This is a genomic window from Chelatococcus caeni, assembly GCF_014196925.1.
In the GTDB taxonomy this organism is placed as follows: Bacteria; Pseudomonadota; Alphaproteobacteria; order Rhizobiales; family Beijerinckiaceae; genus Chelatococcus_A; species Chelatococcus_A caeni.
The window spans coordinates 751,479-766,272 of record NZ_JACIEN010000001.1; the positions used below are offsets into that span (position 1 = coordinate 751,479).

Consider the following 14,794-nt stretch of genomic DNA (forward strand, 5'->3'; position numbering starts at 1 on the left):
TCGACCATCTGTCGCGAGGCGATGCGCATGACCGACCAGTTCATCTACACGACCCCGCTCGATCCCCGCGCCACACCGCTGATCGAGGACCTGATCCACGAATATGACAGCCGCTACGGCGATCTCTTCGACCGCGAGGGGGCGGTCGTGGAGCTCAACCGCTATCCGCCCGAGGCGTTCGCGCCGCCGGAGGGAAATTTCCTGCTTCTCCTGCGCGACGGAGAGACCATCGGTGGCGGCGCCTTCAAGCGCTATGACGCGACGACAGCGGAGTTCAAGCGCATCTGGACACGCCGCAATCTGCGTCGGCAGGGCCTGGCGCGCCGGCTCCTCGCGGAGCTCGAAGCGCAGGCGCTCCGTCAAGGTTACGCGCGCATCTATCTAACCACCGGTTTCCGGCAGCCGGAGGCGACGGGGCTTTATCTCACCTCCGGCTATCGGGCCCTCTTCGATCCCGACGAGGACCTGGCGGTTCGGCGCAAGCTTCCCTTCGAGAAGGTGCTCGGTGTGGGGAAAGAACCGGTCGACCTTGCTCGCGCCGGCCCCGTGTCAACGAGCGTTCCTGCGGCCTGAGGCGTGGAGGACATCCCATGAGCGCTTCCACCGACTTTGCCGACTTCAAGAAGATCGCTTCACCCCAGACGGAGGCGCGTGCTCGCGGCGACTATTCCCACTATCGCGTCGTGCCCGCGCGCTATCCGGCCCGCACTGTCGGCACCGTCTTCTCGCTCGTCATCATCGCTGCGGTGCTGAATTCCGTCCTCGGCAATCCGCGCTGGGGTTGGGACGTTTTCGCCGAATGGTTCTTCGCCGCACCGGTGCTCGAAGGTCTCGCTCGCACACTGGTGCTGACGCTCCTTGGCGCGCTCTTCGGCTTCGCCTTCGGAACGGTACTGGCGCTGGCGCGCGTTTCCCGCTCGCCGCTGCTCTCCGGCCTGTCGTGGACCTATATCTGGATCTTCCGGTCGATCCCGCTGATCGTCCTGCTCCTCATCCTCAACAATCTGGGCTATCTCTACGAGACGGTCTGGCTCGGCGTTCCCTACACGGACATCACCTTCTTCAGCTACGCGACGACGCAGCTCATCAGCCCCTTCACGGCCGCCGTCATCGGTCTTGCGCTCAATCAGGCGGCCTTTGCTTCCGAGATCATCCGCGGCGGCATTCTGTCCGTCGACCAAGGCCAGCTGGAGGCGGCCGCGGCACTCGGACTGCCGCGCACCCACCAGGCACGCCGCATCATCCTGCCTCAGGCGATGCGGACCATCCTGCCGACAGCCTTCAACGACATCATCGGCCTCGCGAAGGGCACCTCCAACGTCTACATCCTTGCGCTGCCGGAGCTCTTCTACACCATCCAAGTCATCTATCGGCGCAATCTCGAGGTCATTCCGCTGCTGATGGTGGCAACGGTCTGGTATCTCATCATCCTCACGGTGTTGTCGATCGTACAGGCGCAGGTGGAGCGGCACTTCGCCCGCGGTGCCCTGCGCAATCCGCCGCCGACATTGCTCTCGCTGCTGCTCGCCCGCCTGCGTCCGCATCAGACCGCGCAGGAGGTCACCGAGAGGCGCGCCGAGGCGGCTGAGCGCGGCACGGCTCCCACGCTGCCTGCAATGGGTTCTGGCCTGCATGGCCGCGTGTCGGCCGTGTCGGAGGTGCGCCGGCAGGCCGCGGCCTTTCCCCGGCGGCAGGGAGCGGTCGGCGAGATCACCATCCACCAGGTGTCCAAGAGCTTCGGCCATCTCAAGGTGCTTGATGACGTGACGCTGAGTGTGGCAGCCGGCAGCGTCACCGCCATCCTCGGGCAGTCCGGCTCGGGCAAGTCGACGCTGCTGCGCGCCATCAATCACCTGGAGCGGGTGGACGACGGATTCATCGCCATCGACGGGGAACTCGTCGGCTACAGGCAGGAGGGCGACACGCTCTACGAATTGAAGGAGCGGGACATCCTGCGGCGCCGGATCGAAATCGGCATGGTCTTCCAGACCTTCAACCTGTTCCCCCATCTCACGGCCCTGGAGAACGTCATCGAGGCGCCGATGGCCGTGCGCGGCATCGGCCGTGCCGAGGCCGAGGCCGAGGCGCACGATCTCCTCGCCCGTGTCGGGCTCGCCGACAAGGCGCTGGCCTATCCCCGCCAGTTGTCTGGCGGTCAGCAGCAGCGCGTCGCGATCGCGCGGGCTCTCGCTCTCAAGCCCAAGGTCCTGCTGTTCGACGAGCCGACGTCGGCGCTCGATCCCGAGCTCGTCAACGAGGTCCTCGACGTCATCAAGGAACTCGCGCGGTCGGGAACGACACTCGTCATCGTGACGCATGAAATCGGCTTCGCGCGCGAGGTCGCAGACCAGGTGGTCTTCATGGAACGGGGACGCGTGCTCGAGACCGGAACGCCGGAGAAGGTCTTCAACCGGCCGGACCACGTCCGCACGGCCGAGTTCCTCGCCAAGGTGCTCTGAACCGCCTGCCGGCGTGTCGCCCGAAGGCTCGCTTCATCCGTGACGGCGCGGGTATGGCCGCGCTCACCCTCATCAACCGAAAGGATTGTTCATGACCAGCAACCGTTCCAGCCGCCTGTCGAAGCTCGCCGCGCTTGCCGTGGGCGCCCTCGTCGCAACCGTTTCGATCCCGGCTCCTCAGGCCGGGGCGCAGGAGGTCGATCTGAGCCCTGCGCAGCCGGGCCGCATTCGCGCCGAGAAGGTACCGGAGGCCATCGCGCGGATTTCGCCGGAATACAAGTTGGTGACGCCGGGCAAGCTTACCGTCGCCTCCGTTCCCGGTCGCCTGCCCTTCGCGGTCTATGCGACGGACGCCAGGACCCCCGTCGGCTCCGAGCCGGATCTTGCGCAACTCGTCGCCGACAGCCTCGGCCTCGAACTGCTGCTCGTCCCCGTCGCCTGGGCCGATTGGCCGCTCGGCCTTCAATCAGGCAAGTTCGACGCGGTCATCCATAACGTCACTGTGACGGAGGAACGCAAGGCCAAGTTCGACTTCTCCAGCTATCGGCAGGATCTGCTCGGCTTCTACGTCGCCACCACGAGCAAAATCACGGAGATCAGCAAGCCCGAAGACGTGGCCGGGCTCAAGATCATCGTCAGTTCCGGCACCAACCAGGAGCAGATCCTGCTGCGCTGGATCGAAGATAACAAGGGCAAGGGCCTGCCGGTGACCGAGGTACAATATTACGACGACGAGGCGGTGCTCGACCTCGCCCTGCAGTCGGGCCGCGCCGACGCCTATCTCGGTCCAAACGCCACCTCGGCCTTCAAGGCGGCGCGGGAGAAGAAAACACGGCTCGTTGGTACCTTCGCCGGGGGGTGGCCGGCGACCGCCGAAATCGCGGTTGCCACCCGCAAGGGCGCAGGTCTTGCCGATGCCGTGACCACGGCGCTCAACGCGCAGATCAAGAACGGCAACTACGTCAAGCTGCTCTCCCGCTGGTGCCTCTCCTCCGAGGCGGTCGAGCAGTCGCGCACCAACCCGCCCGGCCTTGCCAAGTTCTGACCCCACGGCCCTAAAGGATACCGTCATGAGCCTTCGCATCGCCGCGAGCGTGGTCATTCTGGCGGTGCTCGCCGCCCTGTCTCCGGCAACAGCCCAGCCCGCCGGCTTCGACTTCTCGTCCGAACAGAGTGGGCGCCCGCGCACCGGAAAGAACGAAGCGGCCATCGCCGCCATAGCCAAGGATTTCAAATTCGTCGAGCCAGGTGTGTTCACGGTGGCGATCAACCCGGGCGGGCCACCGCTCGCCACCTACGCCACCGACGCAAAGACCGTGATCGGCGCCGATCCGGATATCGCGCAACTGATCGCCGACAGCCTCGGCTTGCGGCTCAATCTCGTGCCGACCGCCTGGGCGGACTGGCCGCTCGGCCTCTCGTCCGGCAAGTACGATGCGGTGATCTCGAATGTCGGCGTCACCGAACAGCGGAAGGAGAAGTTCGACTTCTCCACCTACCGGCAGGGCCTGCACGGCTTCTTCGTCCGCGCCGACAGCCCAATCGGGTCGATCACGGAACCGAAGGATACGGCCGGCCTCAGGATCATCGTCGGCGCGGGAACGAACCAGGAGCGCATCCTCCTCGCCTGGAGCAAGGCCAATGTCGCGGCCGGGCTGAAACCACTCGAGCTGCAATATTTCGACGACGAGGCGACCCGTTTCGTCGCACTCGCTTCGGGTCGTGCGGATGTGATCGTCCAACCGCACGCGCAGCTCGTCTTCATTGCGGCGCGCGATCGCAACATCAAGCGGGTAGGGACGCTCAGTGCCGGCTGGCCGGAGCGCTCGGACGTCGCCATCACCACGCGCAAGGGCAGCGGGCTTGCAGAAGCGCTGACCATCGCCGTCAACGGCCTCATCGCCACGGGCAGCTACCGCGAGGCGCTCGCCCGCTGGGCGCTACTCGACGAAGCGCTCGATAAATCTGAGACCAATCCCCCGGGCCTGCCGAAATTCTGAGGCTGGGTGACGCCGCCATGCCCGTTTCCCATGTCGCTTTTCTCACCCCAGGGAATTATCCCGAGGCTGATCCACTGGCCGGGCTGGAGGCCACCCTGCAGCTCTTCGCCTTTGGCGAAGAGCTTGGCTTCGACAGTGCCTGGGTGCGTCAGCGCCATCTCGAACGCGGCGTTTCTTCCGCCGCGACCTTTCTTGCCGCCGCCAGCCAGCGTACGCGCCGCATCATGCTCGGCACTGCGGTTATCCAGATGGGGTACGAGAATCCATTCCGCCTTGCCGAGGACTTAGCGACGGCGGATCTGCTGTCGCGTGGCCGGCTCAATGTCGGGCTCAGCGCCGGCCCGCCTGCCTATGCGGATTTGCTGGGCTCACGTTTCCTCGACGGTGCTGTCGACGCCGTCGATTATTCCCACAACCGCCTGCTGCGCCTGCGCGACAACATCGTGGCGGAGCCGATCGGCGGGGAGGATGTCGTCGTGCTGTCCCCCGCCGGTCCGCAACGTGCGCGCCTGCATCCGCGGGCGCCAGGGCTTGCCGAGCGGCTCTGGTATGGCGGTGGCTCTCTCGGCTCGGCAGAATGGGCGGGCCGGAACGGCTTCAATCTCCTGATCGGTAACATCGTGCGCGGCGAAAAGACGGACGACTTCTCCGAAGCACAGCTTGCGCAGCTGGACGTTTTCCTCGCGGGATGGACGGCGCCGCGGCCGCCACGCATTGCTCTTGGTCGGGTCGTCATACCCCTTGACGGCGCCGATGAATCGGCTCGCCGCCGCTACCGTGCCTATGCCGACAGCCGCCAGGCGCGCACGCGTTCGCCCCAAGGCGAGCGCCGCACGCTCTTCGCAGACGATGTCGTCGGCATGTCCGACGACATTCTTGAGAAGCTGCGCCGCGCTCCGGTCCTGCCGCGCGTTGACGAGTTCAGGCTCGAGCTCCCCTATGACTTCACCGAGGCCGAGTACCGACAGATCCTGAGCGATTTCGTTACCTGGATCGCCCCTGAGCTCGGCTGGCGACCGGCGTCGCTTTCTGCTGCATAGTGTGTGGACCAGAAGCGAAACATAGCAGGAGCACCGGCCACAGCCGGTACTCCTGCTCGTCTCATGCAGGCAGGGATGGCTCACCGAGCGACAGCATCAGCCGGTTCGCCCAGTTGAAGAAGGCGGCGCCATGGATGGCGTCTGCGATCTCCAGGTCGTCGAGGCCGGCATCCTGCAATCTCTCGATGTCGGCCGGACCGAAGGCGAGCGGTGTTGCGGTCAGGGCGACCGATGCGGCGATGATGGCGTTCCATCGCGGATCGATGTCCACGGCAACACCCTCGTCGAGCAGGCGCTGGACGTCGTCGCGGCGCTTGGAATATTGCGCCGCGAAGCGCGCGTGGACCGAGGCGCAGTAGATGCAGCCGTTAAAGCGCGAGGTGGCAGTCGCGGCGAGCTCGCGCTCGGCCCGCGGCAGGCCTGCGCCGACATTGTAGAAGATGTCCTTGTCGGTCCGCGTGCGGGTGCCGAGGATGTCGGGATCACGGGCGAGCAGCATGAAATAGGGCGACTTGGCGCGGCCGGCATCGACGAGCCCCGCCCAGTGCCGCTCCGTGAGGTCCTTCTCGGCGAGGGGTTCGAGCCAGGGGAACCAATCGAGCTCTGCCTGAGTGAAGATGGCGGGCGCGTTGACGCCCTGATGCGACAGCGTGGCCTCGGTCATGGTGGGCTCCAGTTCAGCGGTTTCAGGCGGCGGGTGCGGGCGCAGGAACGGCAGCGAGCGCCTTGAGCCCGGCCACCACGCGCAGTTGGAAGGAGAGGAAGGCGACGATCTGCGACAGCGTCACGATCTCGGTCGTCGAGAAGCCGGCGTCGAGGAGCTTCTGCAGTGAGGCCGCGGCTGCATCGCGAGGCCTGTAGACGAGGAGGTGGGCATGTTCGAAGGCGGCTGAGAGACGCGGTCCCAACGCTGCCTGAACAACCTCCGGCACCTGAAAAACGTTGCCTTCCGTGTTCTCGATGCTGAGGGGGCCGGCCGGATAACGGCCGCCTGGGCCTTGCGATCGGCCGGCGTCGGTGGCGATCCCCACGGCGGCGGGAAGGGTGTCGTCGAGTGCCGTTTCGCGCAGTTGGAGACCATAGAAGGCTAGGGCCGGGGCTGCGCCGTGCAGGCCGGCAACGAAGGCAGCGACCGCGAAGCGCTCCTTGAGCGTCGGGCGGCCCGGATCGGTCGGTTCGAACAGGGCGCGATAGCTCGCCTGAGCGTTCTCGCGCGTCAGCGGGCGCTCGCCCCGCAGGCGGTCGAGCCGAGAGCCGGCTTCGATACCTGCCAGATGGTCTATGATGTCGGGACCGATGTTCATGGTGTTGCGCTCCAGTGAATGGGCAATTACGGGCGTGTGGCTACGATGGTCGGGCGGCTCACAACAGGCGGAGCCGGTGCGCGACGTTTCCAACCGAGGGCCGGGGCGACCTCTTGCGCAAGGAGCGCGATGGAGCGCAGCACGTAAGGTGCGGGCGGGTCGGCCGGGTGCACCTGGAAGACGAGATCCGTGGCGCGGGCGAGAGCGCTGTCGGCGCTCAGCGTGGCGATAACATCGTCAGGCGTTCCCACGTGCAGATCCCGACGGGCAATGATCTCGGCAAGCGAGCCTTCAGGAGCAGGCTGGCCGGCCGCCCGCAGGCGTGCGGCGGCGCGTTCGAGGCCGATCTCCGCCAGCCTGAGCGCCTCGCCGCGGTCCTCGGCGACGAAAAGGCTCCGCGAGGCGAGGATGCGCGGCTCGCGCGCTACCGGCAGGGCCGCCAGATAGGCATCAATGATCGGATTCTGGATCGCGTCGAGGGTAAGATCCGGCGCTTCGGCAGGGCGTGGCTGCGTGCGCGACAGCATCAGGCCATCGCCGGTCGCGCCGGCAAGGTTCGCGCCGAAGGCGGAAAAGGTCGCGAGCCAGACATGGTCGAGGAGTTGGGGGGCGTCCGGATGGAGCCGGTTGCCGGCCCCGAGGTCCTCGCCGGCCCAGGCCTTACGGACGACGTCGAGGTGGCGGCCGTAGATCTCCCCCCGCTTGTCCGCCGGGACGCCGAACGCCTCGAAGGATTCGCGCGTACCTCCTGTGCCGAAGCCCACCTCGAGGCGTCCGCCGGACAGGATGTCGGCGACGGCCGTGTCTTCCGCCACGCGCAGAGGGTTTTCCATCGGAAGGGTGATGACCCCGGTGCCGAGGCGGATGGTGGAAGTCCGCGCCGCCACATGGGCGAGAAAGACGGCTGGCGACGGCAGACCGCCCTCGTCGGCATGGAAATGATGCTGCGCGACCCAGGCGGTATTGAACCCGAGTTCCTCGGCGCGGCCGATCTGCGCGGCAGCCAGCCGGTAGCGCTCCGCCGGTCCGGTCTCGTCGAGAAGGCGGGTAAAGAAGCCGAGCCGCTTGCGGTGGGGAACGTGCGTCATCTGTCCGATCCCGGTGAAAGGGTGCGCGCTCGCTCGACGCCCGTCCGGCCCGGGATGGCGGCGAGGAGATCACGCGTGTAGGAACTCGTCGGGGCGTGAAAGATCTGTTCGACCGGCCCGCTCTCCACCTGTCGTCCGCGATGGAGCACGGACACGCTGTCGGCGATCTGCCGGACGACGGCGAGGTCATGCGAGACGAAGAGATAGGTCAGTCCCAGGTCCCGCTGCAGCTCGTCGAGAAGCTTGAGGACCTGGGCCTGCACGGTGACGTCGAGAGCCGACACGGCCTCGTCGAGGACGAGCACCTGCGGCTCGAGCACGAGCGCGCGGGCAATCGCAACGCGCTGGCGCTGACCGCCGGACAGGGCATGCGGTGCACGCCCGAGGAGCGTTCGGGAAAGCCCGACGCGGTCGAGGAGGCTTTCGACGCTGCGGCGGCGCTCGTCCTTCTCGCGCTTGTCGAAGTTGAGTAGCGGCTCCTCGATGATCTCGAACACGTTTTGGCGCGGATCGAGCGACGCGAAGGGGTTCTGGTAGACGAGCTGAATCTTGCGCCGGAACCGCCGCAGGTCCGCTCGGTGCAGCGCCGCTATGTCCGTGCCGTCGACAAGGATGCGGCCGGCGGTCGGCTTCTCGAAACCGACGATGCTGCGGATTGTCGTGGTCTTGCCCGAGCCGGATTCGCCGACGAGCGCGTGCGTCGTGCCGCGGCGGAGCCTGAAGCTGATGCCATCGACGGCACGGAAGGTCCCGCCATCGGCGAGCGGGAAATCATGGGTGAGATCTTCGACGATGACGGCGAAGTCGTCTGCCTCGTCCCGCTCCCGGATCGGTTCCGGTCGGGGCTGGCGGCGCACCGTCATGTCGAGCGAAGGGGCATCAGCGAGGAGGCGGCGGGCGTAGGCGCTGCGGGGGGCCGCGATGAGCGCGGCGGTCGGGCCCTCCTCCTGGATACGCCCGCCCTGCATGACGACGAGGCGGCCCGCGCGATCGGCGGCGACGCCGAGGTCGTGGGTGACGAGCAGAACCGAGGTGCCGAACTCCAGGCGCAATTCGTCGATCAGGTCGAGGATGCGCCTTTGCACCGTCACGTCGAGGCCGCTTGTCGGCTCGTCGGCGACGATGAGCTCGGGCTGCAGCGCGACCGCGATGGCGATGAGGACGCGCTGTTTCATCCCGCCGGACAGCTCGTGCGGATATTGCCGTGCCCTGAGCTCCGGCTCGGTCAGGCCGACGCGCGCCAGAAGCTCGACGACGCGCGATGCGATCGCCTTCTTGTCCCGCCAGCCGTGGATCTTGAGGATCTCGCCAACCTGGGCGCCGATGGTGCGGATGGGGTTGAGGGCGCTGCCGGGATCTTGGGGAATGAGGCTGATGCGGGCGCCGCGGATGGCATCGAGGCGCCGCGACGGCCAGCGCGAGATGTCGGTGCCGTCGAGCCGGATCTCGCCTTGGTCGATGCGGCCGTTCCCGGGCAGAAGGCCGATCACGGATTGCGCCGTCGTCGTCTTGCCCGAGCCGGATTCCCCGACGAGCGCCACCACCTCGCCGCGATGGACGTCGAGTGAGACCCCGTGCACGACGCGGCTCCAGTCGTCCTTCTCCCGATAGGACACGGACAGGTCGCGGATGGAAAGCAGAGGCGTCCCGCTCATGGCGTGCTCCTGCCGACCGCGCGGCTGATGCGGTTGGCCGACAGTACGACGGCGACAACGACGAGGCCGGGCGCGGCGGTGAGCCACCAGGCGGAGGAGATATAGTTGCGCCCCTCGGCGATCAGCAGGCCCCATTCTGGTGTCGGCGGCGGCGCGCCATAGCCGAGGAAGCCGAGCGTGGAAATGGACAGGATGGCGCTGCCGAACTGCAGCGCTGCGAAAGCGAAGGCCGAGGTCAGCGAGTTCGGCAGCACATGGCGCCACAGCACGGCGGCGTAGGTGCCACCGCTGCCGAAAGCCGCTTCCACATATTCGCTGCGCCGCACGCGGATCACGTCGGCACGCACGAGCCGCGCGAAACCGGCCACTGAGGCCGCGCCCACCGCAACCGCTGCATTGATGGTGCCGAAGCCGGTGAGAATGATGATGCTGAGCGACAGGAGCAGTGCCGGCACAGCGAGGAGCACATCCACGATCCGCATCAGGGTGTCGTCGACAAGCCCGCCGATGGAACCGGCGACGAGGCCGAGCATCGTGCCGGCGACGAGCCCGATCGCGACCGCCACGAGAGCGCCCGAGAGCGAGTGGACGGAGCCATGTACGATGCGCGCAAACAGGTCGCGCCCGAGGGCATCCGTGCCGAGGAGATGGTCTGGGCTCGGCGGGCGCAGCTTCTCCGCAGGGACGCCGACCGTCGCGCTGTATTCCGTGAAGAGCGCGGGTGCGGCGGCCCACAGCACGACGAGGGCGATGACGAGCCACGCCAGGACGAGGCCGGGAGAGGCGCCGCGCAGGCGGTCGAGATGGCCGGACCCGCGCCCGGAAAAGGCATTGGTGACTGCGGGAGGCGTTGTCATGCCGGAGCACCTGTCTTCGATCTCAGACGTGGGTCGAGCAGCGGGGAAGCAAGGTCGACGAAGAGCGTGATGACGACGAAGGCGACGGCGCAGAAGAGAACGACCGCCTGCAGGACGGCGGCATCCTGATTGCCCACCGCCTTGTGGGTGAGGGCGCCTATGCCATTGAGCCCGAAGACGGTCTCGGTCACCACCGCGCCCGCGAGGAGCTCGCCGAACAGGACGCCGGCGATGGCGAGCGTCGGCAGGAGCGCGTTGCGCAGCACGTGTCGCCAGAAGGCGAAGGCACGCGAAGCGCCTTTGGCCCGGGCAACGGTCACGAAGGGCTGGTGCGCCACCGCATCGAGGTTGCGCATGAGGATCTGTGCGAGCGGCGCCGAGATCGGCACGGCGATGGTCGCGACCGGCAGGATCAGCGCTTCCCAGGGTCCCGGATTGATGACGGATACCAGACGCAGCCGGAACGAGAATATCTGGATCAGCATGATGCCGAGCCAGAACACCGGCAGCGAGATGAAGAGCGAAGGCAGGACCTGTATCGCCGAGCGTAGCCAGGCGAAGGTGGCGAAGGTCGAGAGAAGGGTAACGGCGAAGGCGAGCACGACCGCGGCCAGGAACGCAAGGCAGGCCAGCCGAAGCGTGGCGGGGAGGTTTTCGGCAAGGAGCTGCCGCACCGGCACGCCCGCCTGTATGGAATAGCCGAAATCGCCACTCAGCACATTGCCGAGCGCGTGCAGATATTGGGCGGTGACGGACCGGTCTGCTCCATAGGACGCACGGATGTCGGCGATCTGCTCCTGGCTCAGTCCGAAGTCCGGATTCAGGAACTTGATGAGGACGGCATCGCCGGGCAGCGCCTGCAGCAGGACGAAGGACAGCGTGAAGGCTGCCCAGAGCACCACGAGAGCCTGCCCGATCCGGCTGATGAGATATCGCGACATGATCGTCTGTTCCGGAAGATTCCGAGGCCCATCGGACCGGAAGCGATCGCTCCGGGTCCGATGGCGGCATTGTCACTTGTCGAGCCAGGTGCTGTAGAAGCTCGGCCGCGCCACCGCGTCGAAGGCGAGGCCCTTCACATGGGGCGCCGCGGCGAAGGCCTGCGGCTCCTCGAAGATCGGGATCTGGTAGGCCTGATCGATGATATAGGCCTGCACCTCGCGGGTGAGGGCGAGGCGCTTTTCCGGGTCGGTCTCGGCGGCGATCGCCTCGAGCCTGCCGTTGAGCGCTTCGTCCACGAAGCTCTTGATCTTGTCGCTCAGGCCGCCCTTCTGCCGCAGCACGTCCCGGTTCGCCGGGTGAAAATTGCTCTTGATTACGTCCGGATCGGCCCGGCCCACCATGGTGTGGGCGACCGGCGTCTTCAGCGGATCGAGCAAGTCGACAGCGATGCTGCCGGAATCGGCGTTGAGGACGTTGAGCCTCACGCCGATCTGGGCCCATTGCTGCGCGACGAGCTGCAGCATGGCCTTGCTCTGCGGCTGCGGCAGGGATTCGTAGATGGAGAGCTCGAGCTTCACTCCATCCCTGGCGAGGATGCCGTCGTGGCCCGGTTGCCATCCTGCCTCGGCCAGCAATTTCTTCGACCTCTGCGGGTCGTAGGCGAGCCTGGCGGACTGGTCCTCGTATCCGACGGCTGAGGAGGCGATGACGGACGTCGCCTTTGGATAGTGTCTGGAGAACAGGGTGTCGACGATCTCCTGCGTGTTCGTTGCGTGCAGGAGGGCCTTGCGCACGCGCGCATCCGCCACAAGCGGGTTGTCCGGCCGGAATACGAGGGCATTGTTCACGCCGCGCGTCGACGGCGCATAGATCAGGAAGCTCTGCGCCTCCACCTGCGGCTCATCATAGGCCTGAATCTGGCGGATGACGTCAGCCTGCCCTGAGAGCAGAGCGCCGATGCGCACGCTGTCTTCCGGTGTGACGATGAAGGTGATCCCGTCGAGATAGGCGCGTCCTTGATGGGCCAGCCTGGCCGGTCCCCAGTTGTAGTCGGTGCGCGCCTTCAGCTTCAGTTCCTTTCCGAGCGTCTCGCGCTCGACGACGAAGGGGCCTGAGCCGATAATTTTGGTGGCGTCGCCGAGCTCGTCGAAGCTGCGATCGAGCGTCGCGGGCGAGACGAGCCCGGAGCCGATGACGGCGGTGCCCTGAAGGAAGCCGGGCGAAGGCCGCTTGAAGACGAACTTCACCGTGAGATCGTCGATGATCTCGCTGTGATCGTAGTTGTTGATCACCTCGGAGACAGGGAATTTTCTGCTCTTGTCGCCGCGGCCATACGTATCGAAGTTCCTGGCGACGGCCCGTGCATCGAGCGGCGTACCGTCGGAAAAGGTGACGCCGGGGCGGATCTTGAACGTGTATTCGGTCAGCGTGTCATTGACCGTCCAGGACGTGGCGATCCACGGTTCGATCTCGAGTGTCTGCGGGTTCTGATAGGTCAGCTTGTCGGTGATCTGATTGAGGATGCCGCTGTTTGGATAGAACCCGCCGGCCGTCGGATAGAGATTGGTGTGGGCCTGCTGCTCCAGATAGATGAGCGTGCCGCCAGTCACCGGTTGCGCCAAGGCAGGCGCAGCCATCGCCAGGGAGGCGAGGGACAGAGCATAAAGACCTGCGACAAGCAGAGAACGTCTCGTTGCGAAGGATGAAGTACCGCTCATCGGATCACCTAGAATATGACGTTGTTGCGGCCTTGGCCGGACGGCAGCTCTCCGCTTCGGCAGAGGATGTCGTGACTGCCCCGATTCGGCCCCAGCGACGCCGTTGCGTGGCTGGGGCCGACGCGACGCAAGGCATCGGTGCCAAACCATCACAATCCATTAAATCCATAATGTCTACTGAATTAATATAAATAAGCTCGATTGTGGATGCCGCTCAGGCTGAGAGACACCGGCACATACCCGCAACTGCTTGCCTTCGCCGGGCTTTCGGCCTGTCCCCTCAGGCGAGACAGTGCACCTATAAAGGTCGCGTCGCGGCGTTATGGGTGGCCGTGTCATGGAGAATGCGCCGAGCGAGCCGGGAGCATTGCGTCCTGATGTCGGGGACGGCCACGATTTCCCAGAAGGCGGCGCGCGTGACGGGGCCGATGGCGAACAGCCGCGTGGATGCCCTGCCATCATCGGCGATCAGTGCTCCGTCCGTCGCGACGTCGAGCCCGATGGCGAGCGGGTCGATCCGTGCGTGGCCACTGGCGAAGAGGGAGCGCAGAAGCGGGTTCTTCGTCTCCCGGGGATTCGTCACAATGCCGGTACACGACACGATCGCGTCGACATCGAGCGTCTCCTCGCGTCGCTCGCCCCGACGACGGAAGCGCACCCGTGCCCCGCTGCCGCGCTCCTCGCTCGCGACCATCTTCCCGGCGAAAAGCTGGACGCGGCCGGTCGCCAGCGCCGCCCTGAGCCGCGTGTCGACCTCCGGGGGCGTGCGGTGGCGATGAACGTCCCACCATGCACGGGCGTGGGCCATGAAGCGCCGCTTCGAGCCTTCCGAGAAACTCTGCCAGATGCGTTGCGTATGCGGGCGCAGTCCATCAATGACGCTGCGCCAATCCTCGCCGCGTCCCTCGGCCCAGGCGATCGTCTCGCGCAGCCAATGCATGAAGTAGCTGATATCGGTGCCGAAGGGAATGTCGGCGGCATCGATGGTCATCGGCGCCACGCGGCGATGCACCTGCGGCAGGAGGCCCCGGCGCGACATCGCGACGATGGGGCCGCGGTGCCCCGCATCGAGGAGCGACAGCACATAGTCCACCATCGTGAGCCCCGTGCCGAGGATGAGCACCGTAGCCTCGGGATCGATGCCGGAAACGGACGGCGAGACCCATGGGCTGACGTGGCAGCCGTCCTGGCGCGGTTCCTCGTGGCCGGTAGCGAGGACCGCGACGTGGCCGGGGACGCTGGTGCCGTCGTCCAGACGCACCTCGACCCCCAAGGGCCGCTCGGCGATATCGATGCAGGTGCCCTGTACGATCGACAGCCGCCCGGGCCGACCGGTACCGGGCAGGTGCGGTTCGATGAGGCTGCGCAAATAAGACCCATAGGCGCTGCGCGGGGCGAAGAAGAACGGTTCGGCGTCTTCGGTACCCGCGAGCCTGCCGGTTCTGACGAGCCAATGCCAGAAGTGCTGCGGCTCGTCGGCGAAGGCGCCCATATTGGCGGCCGCCACGTTGAGCAGGTGGTTGCTGCTCGGGGCCGAGAAGGCGACGCCGGGACCGGGCTCATCGCGCTGCTCGATCAGGGTGATCCGGAGATCGGGGAGCGGCTCGCGCAGCAGATGGCAGGCAAGCAGGGTGCCGCTTGCACCGCCTCCGATGATGATCACGCGCGGGGTCGACAGCATGGGCCTCTCCAGGTTCGTCCGCGTTCTCTGTCGCCGGAACGAGGAGGCGG

At 66.5% G+C, this 14,794-nt stretch carries 13 protein-coding genes; 5 read left to right on the top strand and 8 right to left on the bottom strand.

Features of this window, described 5'->3' with window-relative positions:
- Window positions 1–27 precede the first annotated feature (27 nt).
- The 5 genes from GGR16_RS03610 to GGR16_RS03630 all read left to right on the top strand — a co-directional run bounded on the left by GGR16_RS03610 (window position 28) and on the right by GGR16_RS03630 (window position 5,499).
- Window positions 28–573, top strand: coding sequence for a GNAT family N-acetyltransferase (locus tag GGR16_RS03610; RefSeq protein ID WP_246372804.1), 546 nt, complete (start codon window positions 28–30; stop codon window positions 571–573).
- Between the two features lie 17 nt (window positions 574–590).
- Window positions 591–2,459, top strand: coding sequence for an amino acid ABC transporter permease/ATP-binding protein (locus GGR16_RS03615; protein ID WP_183315732.1), 1,869 nt, complete (start codon window positions 591–593; stop codon window positions 2,457–2,459).
- Window positions 2,460–2,550: 91 nt separating this feature from the next.
- Entirely contained in the window at window positions 2,551–3,504 is a 954-nt protein-coding gene (locus GGR16_RS03620; protein ID WP_019404555.1) for an ABC transporter substrate-binding protein, read from the top strand.
- Window positions 3,505–3,529: 25 nt separating this feature from the next.
- Window positions 3,530–4,459: an ABC transporter substrate-binding protein gene (locus tag GGR16_RS03625; RefSeq protein ID WP_019404554.1), complete on the top strand. Its 930-nt coding sequence runs from the start codon at window positions 3,530–3,532 to the stop codon at window positions 4,457–4,459.
- A gap of 17 nt (window positions 4,460–4,476) precedes the next feature.
- A complete protein-coding gene (locus tag GGR16_RS03630) occupies window positions 4,477–5,499 on the top strand; it encodes an LLM class flavin-dependent oxidoreductase (RefSeq protein WP_019404553.1) in 1,023 nt (340 codons plus the stop codon).
- A gap of 61 nt (window positions 5,500–5,560) precedes the next feature.
- Here GGR16_RS03630 and GGR16_RS03635 read toward each other — a convergent pair whose 3' ends face one another.
- The 8 genes from GGR16_RS03635 to GGR16_RS03670 all read right to left on the bottom strand — a co-directional run bounded on the left by GGR16_RS03635 (window position 5,561) and on the right by GGR16_RS03670 (window position 14,744).
- Entirely contained in the window at window positions 5,561–6,163 is a 603-nt protein-coding gene (locus GGR16_RS03635) for an alkylhydroperoxidase domain protein (protein WP_019404552.1), read from the bottom strand.
- Between the two features lie 22 nt (window positions 6,164–6,185).
- Window positions 6,186–6,803 carry a CMD domain protein gene (locus tag GGR16_RS03640; RefSeq protein ID WP_019404551.1) on the bottom strand — a complete coding sequence of 206 codons (618 nt, stop codon included), beginning with the start codon at window positions 6,801–6,803 and terminating at the stop codon, window positions 6,186–6,188.
- 26 nt (window positions 6,804–6,829) lie between these two features.
- Window positions 6,830–7,891 (bottom strand): putative FMN-dependent luciferase-like monooxygenase, encoded by a 1,062-nt coding sequence (locus tag GGR16_RS03645; RefSeq protein WP_183315733.1) that lies wholly within the window; start codon window positions 7,889–7,891, stop codon window positions 6,830–6,832.
- Window positions 7,888–9,546 carry a dipeptide ABC transporter ATP-binding protein gene (locus tag GGR16_RS03650; RefSeq protein WP_183315734.1) on the bottom strand — a complete coding sequence of 553 codons (1,659 nt, stop codon included), beginning with the start codon at window positions 9,544–9,546 and terminating at the stop codon, window positions 7,888–7,890. Before GGR16_RS03650 ends, GGR16_RS03645 begins: the two co-directional genes overlap by 4 nt.
- Window positions 9,543–10,403, bottom strand: coding sequence for an ABC transporter permease (locus GGR16_RS03655; RefSeq protein WP_183315735.1), 861 nt, complete (start codon window positions 10,401–10,403; stop codon window positions 9,543–9,545). The genes GGR16_RS03650 and GGR16_RS03655 overlap by 4 nt, the downstream gene beginning before the upstream one ends.
- Entirely contained in the window at window positions 10,400–11,344 is a 945-nt protein-coding gene (locus tag GGR16_RS03660; protein WP_183315736.1) for an ABC transporter permease, read from the bottom strand. Before GGR16_RS03660 ends, GGR16_RS03655 begins: the two co-directional genes overlap by 4 nt.
- 72 nt (window positions 11,345–11,416) lie before the next feature.
- Window positions 11,417–12,982 carry a TIGR04028 family ABC transporter substrate-binding protein gene (locus tag GGR16_RS03665; protein ID WP_246372805.1) on the bottom strand — a complete coding sequence of 522 codons (1,566 nt, stop codon included), beginning with the start codon at window positions 12,980–12,982 and terminating at the stop codon, window positions 11,417–11,419.
- 379 nt (window positions 12,983–13,361) lie between these two features.
- Window positions 13,362–14,744, bottom strand: a complete 1,383-nt coding sequence (locus GGR16_RS03670) for an FAD/NAD(P)-binding protein (RefSeq protein ID WP_019404545.1) — start codon at window positions 14,742–14,744, stop codon at window positions 13,362–13,364.
- Window positions 14,745–14,794: the final 50 nt, after the last annotated feature.